The organism is Streptomyces niveiscabiei, from assembly GCF_001419795.1.
GTDB lineage: Bacteria > Actinomycetota > Actinomycetes > Streptomycetales > Streptomycetaceae > Streptomyces > Streptomyces niveiscabiei.
On record NZ_LIRL01000097.1, the window covers coordinates 1 to 9,560 of the forward strand.

The 9,560-nt window shown below is 69.6% G+C and carries 9 protein-coding genes; 5 read left to right on the forward strand and 4 right to left on the reverse strand.

From position 1 onward, the window contains the following. Window positions 1-466: 466 nt before the first annotated feature. The gene (locus tag AOK24_RS05865; RefSeq protein ID WP_055718982.1) at window positions 467-1,162 is read right to left on the reverse strand and encodes a TerB family tellurite resistance protein; all 696 of its coding nucleotides are present in this window, start codon (window positions 1,160-1,162) and stop codon (window positions 467-469) included. 182 nt (window positions 1,163-1,344) lie between these two features. Next, window positions 1,345-3,066 carry a 2-isopropylmalate synthase gene (gene leuA / locus AOK24_RS05870; RefSeq protein WP_055718983.1) on the reverse strand — a complete coding sequence of 574 codons (1,722 nt, stop codon included), beginning with the start codon at window positions 3,064-3,066 and terminating at the stop codon, window positions 1,345-1,347. A gap of 320 nt (window positions 3,067-3,386) precedes the next feature. On the opposite strand from leuA, the gene AOK24_RS05875 reads away from it, so the two are divergent. The 3 genes from AOK24_RS05875 to AOK24_RS05885 all read left to right on the forward strand — a co-directional run bounded on the left by AOK24_RS05875 (window position 3,387) and on the right by AOK24_RS05885 (window position 6,160). Then, window positions 3,387-4,454: a M4 family metallopeptidase gene (locus AOK24_RS05875; RefSeq protein ID WP_055718984.1), complete on the forward strand. Its 1,068-nt coding sequence runs from the start codon at window positions 3,387-3,389 to the stop codon at window positions 4,452-4,454. A 22-nt stretch (window positions 4,455-4,476) separates the two neighbouring features. Continuing rightward, a complete protein-coding gene (locus tag AOK24_RS05880; RefSeq protein ID WP_055718985.1) occupies window positions 4,477-4,743 on the forward strand; it encodes a protealysin inhibitor emfourin in 267 nt (88 codons plus the stop codon). A 115-nt stretch (window positions 4,744-4,858) separates the two neighbouring features. After that, a complete protein-coding gene (locus tag AOK24_RS05885; protein ID WP_055718986.1) occupies window positions 4,859-6,160 on the forward strand; it encodes a GH1 family beta-glucosidase in 1,302 nt (433 codons plus the stop codon). Between the two features lie 13 nt (window positions 6,161-6,173). Here AOK24_RS05885 and era read toward each other — a convergent pair whose 3' ends face one another. After that, window positions 6,174-7,136, reverse strand: coding sequence for a GTPase Era (era, locus tag AOK24_RS05890; protein WP_055718987.1), 963 nt, complete (start codon window positions 7,134-7,136; stop codon window positions 6,174-6,176). Window positions 7,137-7,310: 174 nt separating this feature from the next. Here era and AOK24_RS05895 point away from each other — a divergent pair, with 174 nt between their 5' ends. Next, the gene (locus AOK24_RS05895) at window positions 7,311-8,609 is read left to right on the forward strand and encodes an ammonium transporter (RefSeq protein WP_055718989.1); all 1,299 of its coding nucleotides are present in this window, start codon (window positions 7,311-7,313) and stop codon (window positions 8,607-8,609) included. After that, on the forward strand, window positions 8,606-8,944 hold the full coding sequence (locus AOK24_RS05900) for a P-II family nitrogen regulator (RefSeq protein ID WP_055718988.1): 339 nt from the start codon (window positions 8,606-8,608) through the stop codon (window positions 8,942-8,944). The genes AOK24_RS05895 and AOK24_RS05900 overlap by 4 nt, the downstream gene beginning before the upstream one ends. 78 nt (window positions 8,945-9,022) lie before the next feature. On the opposite strand, the gene AOK24_RS05905 is transcribed toward AOK24_RS05900, so the two are convergent. Further along, a partial coding sequence (locus AOK24_RS05905) for a DUF7507 domain-containing protein (RefSeq protein WP_420876654.1) occupies window positions 9,023-9,560 on the reverse strand: 538 nt, incomplete at its 5' end.

Here is a 9,560-nt window from a genome sequence, read left to right on the forward strand (position 1 = left end):
CAGCACCCCGGCGAGGAGGGCCTGGGCGAGGCCTCGGAGTACCGGATCATCCTGGCGATCCCCAGCACGGGCGACTCCAACTCACCCGGCGACGGGATCTACGTGGTCGCGGTGAAGGAGAAGCCCACCCCGGTCCGCCTGATCTGCACGCTGAAGAACGGCAAGGCCGAGGGCATCAACAGCAGCGGCGGCGCCGAGGAGTTCGTGCCCTTGGTGTATCCGGACATCAACAGCGGCAAGCTCTACCNNGCGAAGGTCACCCGGGTGACCGCCTCGTACGGTACGAGTACCCCCGTAGAAGCAACCCTGGACCACGGCTGGTACGTGGCGACCGGCGTCCTGGACCGGCAGGTGACCCGGGCCCCCCACCTCAAGGGCTACGACTCCAGCGGGAGGCTGGTCTACGACTCGGACACGGACACGACGTACGAACGCGTCCTGCCCTGATACCCGTACCCCGCAAGGACTACGACGGCGTCCGCGCAGCCGCGAGCAGCCGTGTGACGTCCTCCGCCCCGATGGTCAACGCCACTCCCACGGTCGCCAGGGTCTCCCGCTCGGCGGGTGTGTAGGGGCCGTCAGCGAGGGCGATCCGGGCGCCCTGGAGGAGGATGGACTCCCGCCCCACGGCGGCGAGATGGGGCGCGAGGGGGTCGAGCGCCTCGTGCAGCTCTATGGCGAGCCCGGGCCCGCAGGGCGTCCCGTAGGCCCGCCCGGTGTCCGCGGCGACGGCCTCCACGAGCGCGACGAGCTGCTCCCCCGTACAGTCCTGGAACCCGGCGGCGCGGACGGCGGCGGTGGCCGTGTCCAGGGCCGTACGGGACGACGTACCCCCGGCGGAGAGGACCGCGAGGGCGACCGTGTGGACGGCGTCCCGGAGCATCGCGGAGAACCGGGTGGTGGTGGGGTGGTCGAGGACGTCCATGGGGAAGTGCCGGCGGCAGGCGGCGCACTCGACGACGGGCCCGGTCTCACCCCTGGGCAGTACGGGTACCCCCAGGCAGGTGAACCGCCGACGCCCGGTCAGCCGCTGGTAGTTGCGGTCCCCGCCGCACCCGGGGCAGAAGAACTCCCCGTCCCCCACGGGCGTCCACGCGGTGCGGATCCCCAGGATGCGGGCAACCCCGGTGGCTCGGCTGTCTCGTCCCGGTCCTGGCAGCACGTCGCACCTCCGTCACCAGCGCGGCCTCATCGCCACGTCTGCGTGATGTTAGCCACATCGGATGGGTGCAGTCAGCACCTTCGACGAGACCTGCCCGTGATCTGCACCCTGGAATGGCCGATATACGACGGGGCCCGGACCGTCGCGCAGGACGGCCCGGGCCTCTGACACGACCGGGTGAGTTACCGCGTCGCGCGGTTGACGGCGGAGACGACCGCCTTCAGGGACGCGCGGGTGGTGTTCGCGTCGATGCCGATACCCCACAGGACCTTGTCGCCGACGGCGCACTCGATGTAGGAGGCGGCCTGCGCGGACGCGCCCTCGCTCATCGTGTGCTCCTGGTAGTCCAGCAGGCGTACGTCGATGCCGATGCCCTGGAGGGCGTGGAAGAAGGCCGAGATCGGACCGTTGCCGGTGCCGACCAGGGTCGTCTCCGTGCCGTCGACCTCGGCCTCGACGGTCAGCGTGTCGACGCCGTCCTTGTCGGTGGTCGACTGGCCGGCGCGCAGCTGCATCCGGCCCCACGGGTTCTCGGGGTTGGGCAGGTACTCGTCGCGGAAGACGGCCCAGATGTCGCCGCCGGTGACCTCGCCGCCCTCGGCGTCGGTCTTCGCCTGGATCAGCTTGGAGAACTCGATCTGCATCCGGCGCGGCAGGTCCAGCTTGTGGTCGTTCTTCAGGACGTAGGCGATCCCGCCCTTGCCGGACTGCGAGTTGACGCGGATGACGGCCTCGTAGGAGCGGCCGACGTCCTTGGGGTCGATGGGCAGGTACGGCACGGCCCACTCGATGTCGTCGACGGTGACGCCCTTCGCGGCGGCGTCGGCCTCCATCGCGTCGAAGCCCTTCTTGATGGCGTCCTGGTGGGAGCCGGAGAAGGACGTGTAGACCAGGTCGCCCACGTACGGGTGGCGGGGGTGGACCTCCATCTGGTTGCAGTACTCCCACACGCGGCGGATCTCGTCGATGTCGGAGAAGTCGATCTGCGGGTCGACGCCCTGGGAGAAGAGGTTCATACCCAGGGTGACCAGGTCGACGTTGCCGGTGCGCTCGCCCTGCCCGAAGAGGCAGCCCTCGATGCGGTCGGCGCCGGCCATCAGCGCCAGTTCGGCCGCGGCGACGGCCGTACCGCGGTCGTTGTGCGGGTGGACGGACAGGACGACGTGCTCGCGGCGGGAGAGGTTGCGGTGCATCCACTCGAAGCGGTCGGCGTGCGTGGAGGGGGTCGAACGCTCCACGGTGGCGGGCAGGTTGAGGATGATCTCGCGGCCCGGTCCTGGCTGGTAGACGTCCATCACCGCCTCGCAGACCTCCAGCGCGAAGTCCAGCTCGGTGTCGGTGAAGATCTCGGGGCTGTACTGGTACCCGAACTCGGTCTCGGGGCCCAGCAGTTTCTCGGCGTACTCCATCACCAGGCGGGTGCCGTCGACGGCGATCTGCTTGATGTCGTCCCGGGAGCCGCGGAAGACGACGCGGCGGAAGACCGGCGCGGTCGCGTTGTACAGGTGGACGGTCGCGCGCCTGGCGCCCTTCAGGGACTCGACGGTCCGCTCGATCAGGTCCTCGCGGGCCTGGGTCAGGACGGAGATCGTCACGTCGTCCGGGATCGCGCCCTCTTCCTCGATGATCGAGCGCACGAAGTCGAAGTCGGTCTGTCCTGAGGCCGGGAAGCCGACCTCGATCTCCTTGTAGCCCATCTTGACCAGCTGGTCGAACATCCGGCGCTTGCGCTCGGGCGACATCGGGTCGATCAGGGCCTGGTTGCCGTCGCGCAGGTCGGTGGAGAGCCAGCGGGGGGCGGTGGTGATCCGCTTCTCGGGCCAGGTGCGGTCGGGGATGTCGACCTGGTCGTACTGCCCGTACTTGTGGATCGGCATCTGGCTGGGCTGCTGGCGGTTCGCCATGGGGCTCAAAGCTCCTCGATGGGGTCCGGGTGACCGGCCGACACGCAACACCAAGCTCCGCGGGGAGGGAGTCGGCCTTCTTTACAGGCCCTCGCCGCGGCAGCTAAGGAGAAGCAGCCCGAAACGCATAGTGCTGCGCACTCTAGCGGAGGTGCTGGTGGGGCGCGGCTCCGTCCCAGTATGCGGGACCGGTGGGACGAACGGGGCAAAACGTGCGCCGTACCACAGAGCGGAATCGTCCGCGTCCCTATGTGGGGGTATTTCACCAATCATGGTTGCGGGTAGTGACAGGCGCGTGACTCAGTGCCAAGGTGCCCGACATGACTCACCACGGGGGCTTCGAGCCCGTCTTCTGCACGATCATTCCGCCGCACGTCCTGGACCACGTGGCCCGCCACGAGGACGCGTCCATCGCCGACCGGGTCGCCCGCACGCTGGAGCGCGACTCCCTCCAGCGCACCCGCCGCCGCGTCGCCATCGAGCGCGGCCTGACCGCCGCCGCGCCCGCCGCCGGCACCGGCAAGCCGAAGCGCACCATCTACGACGCCGGGCACGGCACCGACCTGCCCGGCACCGAGGTACGCGCCGAGGGCTCCGAGCCGGGCCAGGACGCCACCGTCAACCGCGCGTACGCCGGGCTCGGCGCGACGTTCGACCTGTTCCTGAACGCGTACGGCCGTGACTCCATCGACGGCGGCGGGCTCGCGCTCGACGCGACCGTCCACTACGACCGCGACTACGACAACGCCTTCTGGGACGGCCAGCAGATGGTGTTCGGGGACGGCGACGGGGAGCTGTTCCTCGACTTCACCATCCCGGTCGACGTCATCGGCCACGAACTCACCCACGGCGTCACCCAGTACACCGCCAACCTGGAGTACTACAGCCAGTCCGGCGCCCTCAACGAGTCCGTCTCCGACGTCTTCGGCGCCCTCATCAAGCAGTACGCCCTCGGGCAGAGCGCCGACCAGGCCGACTGGCTGATCGGCGCCGGCCTCCTCGGCCCGGCGATCGACCGCGGCGAGGCCCTGCGCTCCATGAAGGCGCCGGGGACCGCGTACGACGACGACGTCCTCGGCAAGGACCCGCAGCCCGGCCACATGGACGACTACGTCAAGACCAGCCGCGACAACGGCGGCGTCCACATCAACTCCGGTATCCCCAACCACGCGTTCTACCTCTTCGCCACCGAACTCGGCGGCAACGCCTGGGAGAAGGCCGGCCAGGTCTGGTACGACGTGCTGACCGGCGGCGAGTTGTCGTCCAAGGCGCGCTTCACCGAGTTCGCGAAGCTGACGGTCGCCGCCGCGAAGTCCCGCTACGGCGACGGCGACGTCCACAAGGCGCTCGTCGACGCCTGGCGCCGCGTCGGGGTGCCGACCGGCTGAGATCTGTACTAGACAGGGCTCCATGCGGATTCAGGTGCGACGCACCGGCGGTTTCGCCGGCATCGAACGGTACGCGCAGCTCGACACCACCGGACGCCCCGACGCGGCCGAGTGGCACGCCCTCGCGGAACAGGCGGTGGCCGCCGCGCGGACGGTACGCCCGGTGGGGGTGCCGGACGGGTTCGCCTACGAGATCACGGTGGACGGGAAGACCGTGTACGCGGCCGACCCCCGGCTCACCGAGGAGCAACGGACGCTGATCTCACGGGTGTTGAAAGAAGGGGCGTGAGGAAGGGGCGTAAGGGAAGGGCGTTCCGGACGGGGGATTCCGGGACGCCTCTCCTGTTCTCCTGTTCCGAGTCAGGGCGTTGACTTCCCTACCCGTCGGTACGGATGATCCGCGCATGGCTCTTGACGCAGGCAACGCGATACCCCGATTCCCGGCGAACTTCCTCTGGGGCGTGTCGACTTCGGCGCACCAGATCGAGGGGGCCGGAGGGCGCGGGCCCTCGGTGTGGGACGAGTTCTCCGGGGTGAAGGACGGGTCCACGGCCGAGGTCGCCTGCGATCACGTCAACCGCTACCGCGAGGACGTCGCGCTGCTCGCCGGGCTCGGGGTGGACGCGTACCGCTTCTCCGTGTCGTGGCCGCGCATCCAGTCGCCCGGGGGGCTGGACTTCTACGACCGGCTGGTGGACGAACTCCTCGCGGCGGGCGTCCGTCCCGTCCCCACCCTCTTCCACTGGGACCTCCCCGTGGGCCTGGACTGGCTGGAGCGCGACACCGCGTCCCGGCTCGCGGAGCACGCGGCCGTCGTCGCCGGGCGCCTCGGGGACCGCGTGTCGAAGTGGATCACCCTCAACGAGCCCGCGGAACACACCCTGTTGGGCCACGCGCTCGGCACGCACGCGCCCGGCAAGCAGCTCCTCTTCGACGCGCTCCCCGTCGCCCACCACCAGCTCCTGGCCCACGGCCTCACCGTCCAGGCCCTGCGCGCGGCCGGCGCGACGGACGTCGCGATCACCAACTCCCATGGCCCGACGTGGCCTTCGTCCGACGAGCAGCCCGACATCGAGGCGGCGGCCTTCTACGACACGCTCCTCAACCGACTCTTCGCCGAGCCGGTCCTCCTGGGCGAATACCCGGACGGGCTGGGCGAGTTGATGCCGGGCGACGTCGCGGCCGACCTCAAGGTGATCTCCGAGCCCCTCGACTGGTACGGCATCAACTACTACGCCCCCACCCGCGTCGGCGCCCCCCAGGGCGCGGAGATCAACTTCGGCGGCGTCACGATGCCGGCCGAACTCCCCTTCTCCGTACGGGAGATCGAGGGCGTCCCGACGACGGACTTCGGCTGGCCGGTGGTCCCGCAGGCCCTGACGGAACTCCTCACCACCTTCACGTCCCGCTACGCCGACAAGCTCCCCCCGGTCGTCATCACGGAGAACGGCTGCTCGTACGAGGGCCTCGACGACCAGTCCCGCATCGCGTACCACGCGACCCACCTCCAGGCCCTGCACCGGGCCCTGGAGGCGGGGGTGGACGTACGCGGCTACTTCGTCTGGTCCCTCCTCGACAACTTCGAGTGGGCCGAGGGGTACGCACGGCGCTTCGGCCTCGTCCACGTCGACTACGCGACGCAGAAGAGGACACCGAAGGCGTCGTACGGGTGGTACCGGGAAGTACTACGGGCCCAGCACCTCTGAGGTACTACGGGACCTAGAAGCCGAGCTTCCGGAGCTGCTTCGGGTCCCGCTGCCAGTCCTTGGCGACCTTCACGTGCAGGTCGAGGAAGACCGGTGTGCCGAGGAGGGCCTCGATCTGCTTGCGGGACTTGATGCCCACGTCCTTCAGGCGGCGGCCCTGGGGGCCGATGATGATGCCCTTCTGGCTGGAGCGCTCGATGTAGATGTTCGCGTGGATGTCGAGGAGGGGCTTGTCGGCGGGGCGGTCCTCGCGGGGGAGCATCTCCTCGACGACGACGGCGATGGAGTGGGGCAGCTCGTCGCGGACGCCTTCGAGGGCCGCCTCGCGGATCAGCTCGGCGACCATGACCTGCTCGGGCTCGTCCGTGAGGTCGCCCTCGGGGTAGAGCGGGGGGCTCTCGGGGAGCATCGGGGCCAGCAGGTCCGCGAGGAGCTCGACCTGCTTGCCCGCGACCGCCGACACCGGCACGATCTGCGCCCACTCGATGCCCAGCTCCTTGCCGAGCAGGTCGATCGCGATGAGCTGCTCGGCGAGGGTCTTGGAGTCGACGAGGTCGGTCTTGGTGACGACGGCGACCTTGGGCGTGCGCTTGATCCCGGCGAGCTCCTTGGCGATGAAGCGGTCGCCGGGGCCGAGCTTCTCGTTCGCGGGCAGGCAGAACCCGATGACGTCGACCTCGGCCCACGTCGTACGGACGACGTCGTTGAGCCGCTCCCCGAGCAGGGTCCGGGGTTTGTGCAGGCCAGGGGTGTCGACGAGGATCAGCTGCGCGTCCTCGCGGTGGACGATGCCGCGCACGGTGTGCCGGGTCGTCTGCGGCCGGTTGGAGGTGATCGCCACCTTCTTGCCGACGAGAGCGTTCGTGAGGGTGGACTTGCCCGCGTTGGGACGCCCCACGAAGCACGCGAAGCCCGCACGGTGGGCGGCGCCGCCCGACTTCTCGGACGGCGAGGATGACTGGGAACGAACGCTCATGCCCCCATTCTCCCTGATCCACGAAGCACCGCCGCACACACGAGCGGCCGGCCACCCCCACGGTGAGTTTCCGGAAACCCGTACGCAACGAAACGCACCGGAAACACATCCGTACGCGCCCGGAAACGGGAACCGGTGACCCTCTGACGAGCCCCGACCCCGTTGGAGACCCCCGTGCCCCTCGCCGCCGCACAGGTGAACACCGGCGACACCGCCTGGCTGCTCGCCGCGACCGCCCTCGTCCTGCTGATGACCCCGGGCCTGGCCCTGTTCTACGGCGGCATGGTCCGCACGAAGAGCGTCCTCAACATGCTGATGATGAGCTTCGTGTCGATCGCCCTCGTGACGGTCGTCTGGCTCGCCGCCGGCTACTCCCTGGTCTTCGGCGACGACGCCGGCGCCGGGCTGATCGGCGGCCTCGCGCACGCGGGAATGGCCGGAATCACCCCCGACAGCGTCCAGGGCACCGTACCGACCCTCCTGTTCGCCACCTTCCAGCTGACCTTCGCGATCATCACGGCCGCGCTGATCAGCGGGGCCATCGCGGACCGCGCGAAGTTCGGGGCGTGGCTGGTCTTCGTCCCTCTGTGGACGCTGCTCGTATACGTTCCCATCGCGCACTGGGTCTGGGGGCCCGGCGGGTGGATCCTGGAGAAGCTCGGAGCGCTCGATTTCGCGGGCGGACTGCCGGTGGAAATCACGTCCGGGGCGTCCGGACTGGCCCTCGCGATCGTCGTGGGACCGCGGCTGGGGTTCAAGAAGGACGCGATGCGTCCCCACAACCTCCCCATGGTCGTCCTCGGTGCCGGGCTCCTCTGGTTCGGCTGGTTCGGCTTCAACGCCGGGTCCGCGCTCGGCGCGAACGGGCTCGCCGCCGCCGCGTTCCTCAACACCATGGCCGCGGGCTGCACGGGGCTGCTGGGCTGGCTCTTCGTCGAGCACCAGCGCGACGGCCACCCCACCACGCTGGGCGCGGCGTCCGGCGCGGTCGCCGGGCTCGTCGCCATCACCCCGTCCTGCGGGTCGGTCTCCCTCCTCGGCGCGCTCGTCATCGGGCTCGCGGCGGGCGTCGTCTGCTCGTACGCCGTGGGCTGGAAGTTCAGGTTCGGTTACGACGACTCCCTCGACGTCGTCGGCGTACACCTCGTCGGCGGGGTGATCGGGACGCTCCTCATCGGCGTCTTCGCGGCCGGCGAGATGACCGGGGGTACCACCGGTCTCCTGTACGGGGGCGGCCTCACCCAGCTCGGCAAGCAGGCCCTCGCGATCGTGGTCGTAGCCGGGTACGCCTTCGGAGTGACGTACGGCATCGGCAAGCTCATCGACAAGGTCATGGGGTTCCGGGCCGACGAGGACCACGAGCACACGGGGCTGGACCTTACGGTGCACGCCGAGACCGCATACGATCACGGCGTCCTCGGCCACGGTGCGCCCATCTCGCACTCCATCCAGAAGGTGACGCCGCCCGCATGAAACTCATCACCGCGATCGTCAAGCCGTACCGCCTCGACGCGGTCAAGACGGCGCTACAGGAACTAGGCATCCACGGTCTGACCGTGACGGAGGCGAGCGGGTACGGGCGCCAGCGGGGGCACACGGAGGTGTACCGGGGCGCGGAGTACCAGATCGACCTGGTGCCGAAGGTGCGGATCGAGTTGGTGGTGGAGGACGTGGATGTGGAGCCGGCGATCGAGGCGATCGTGAAGGCGGCACAGACGGGGAAGATCGGGGACGGAAAGGTGTGGGCGGTACCGGTGGAGACGGTGGTGAGGGTGAGGACGGGCGAACGGGGCCCTGACGCGCTTTAGGTCTTAGTCGCCGGGTTCACTGTGTGCTTTTAAGGGGCGCGGGGAACTGCGCGACAAGCCACGACGGTGCCGCACCCGCTAGACGGCCTTCTGCGGCTCGATCGTGGCTGGTCGCGCAGTTCCCCGCGCCCCCAGGGGGCGGCTACGCCGCCATTTGAGCAGCACCCCGGCTCCTACAAGAACCCCCACGGCCACCCCCACCGCAGCCCACGGAACCGCCAGGAACGACGTACTCCCCTTCTCCTCCGTCCCCGTGGCGCTAGCCGTCAATGTGACCCGCCCTCGGTCCAACTGCGGCGCCCCACCCCAGCGTTCCGTGAGCCGGACCTTCTGCCCCGGCAACAACTCCCCCGGCACCTTGGTCAGTTCACGATTCAGCAGCGTACGCCCGAACAGCCCCGTCGCCTTCAGGCGAACCCGGGGATCCAGCGTCACGTTGCCCGTGTTGTGCAGCGTGTACGAGACGGTGGCCGTGCTGTCCCCGAGCCCCGGAACCAGCGGACGATCCTGCGAGATCTGAACGTCCTCCACGGCGAGGGCCGGCAACGAGACCCCCGTGACCTGCAAGTACACCCGCGCACCCACCGCCCGCTGCACCCCGAGCGCAACCCCTCCC

What these genes read in the sequence shown, in the direction of transcription:
- leuA (WP_055718983.1), bottom strand. Translation starts at nt 3,066, where the DNA reads ATGGCGAACCGCCAGCAGCCCAGCCAGATGCCGATCCACAAGTACGGG.
- AOK24_RS05875 (WP_055718984.1), top strand. Translation starts at nt 3,387, where the DNA reads ATGACTCACCACGGGGGCTTCGAGCCCGTCTTCTGCACGATCATTCCG.
- AOK24_RS05880 (WP_055718985.1), top strand. Translation starts at nt 4,477, where the DNA reads ATGCGGATTCAGGTGCGACGCACCGGCGGTTTCGCCGGCATCGAACGG.
- AOK24_RS05885 (WP_055718986.1), top strand. Translation starts at nt 4,859, where the DNA reads ATGGCTCTTGACGCAGGCAACGCGATACCCCGATTCCCGGCGAACTTC.
- era (WP_055718987.1), bottom strand. Translation starts at nt 7,136, where the DNA reads ATGAGCGTTCGTTCCCAGTCATCCTCGCCGTCCGAGAAGTCGGGCGGC.
- AOK24_RS05900 (WP_055718988.1), top strand. Translation starts at nt 8,606, where the DNA reads ATGAAACTCATCACCGCGATCGTCAAGCCGTACCGCCTCGACGCGGTC.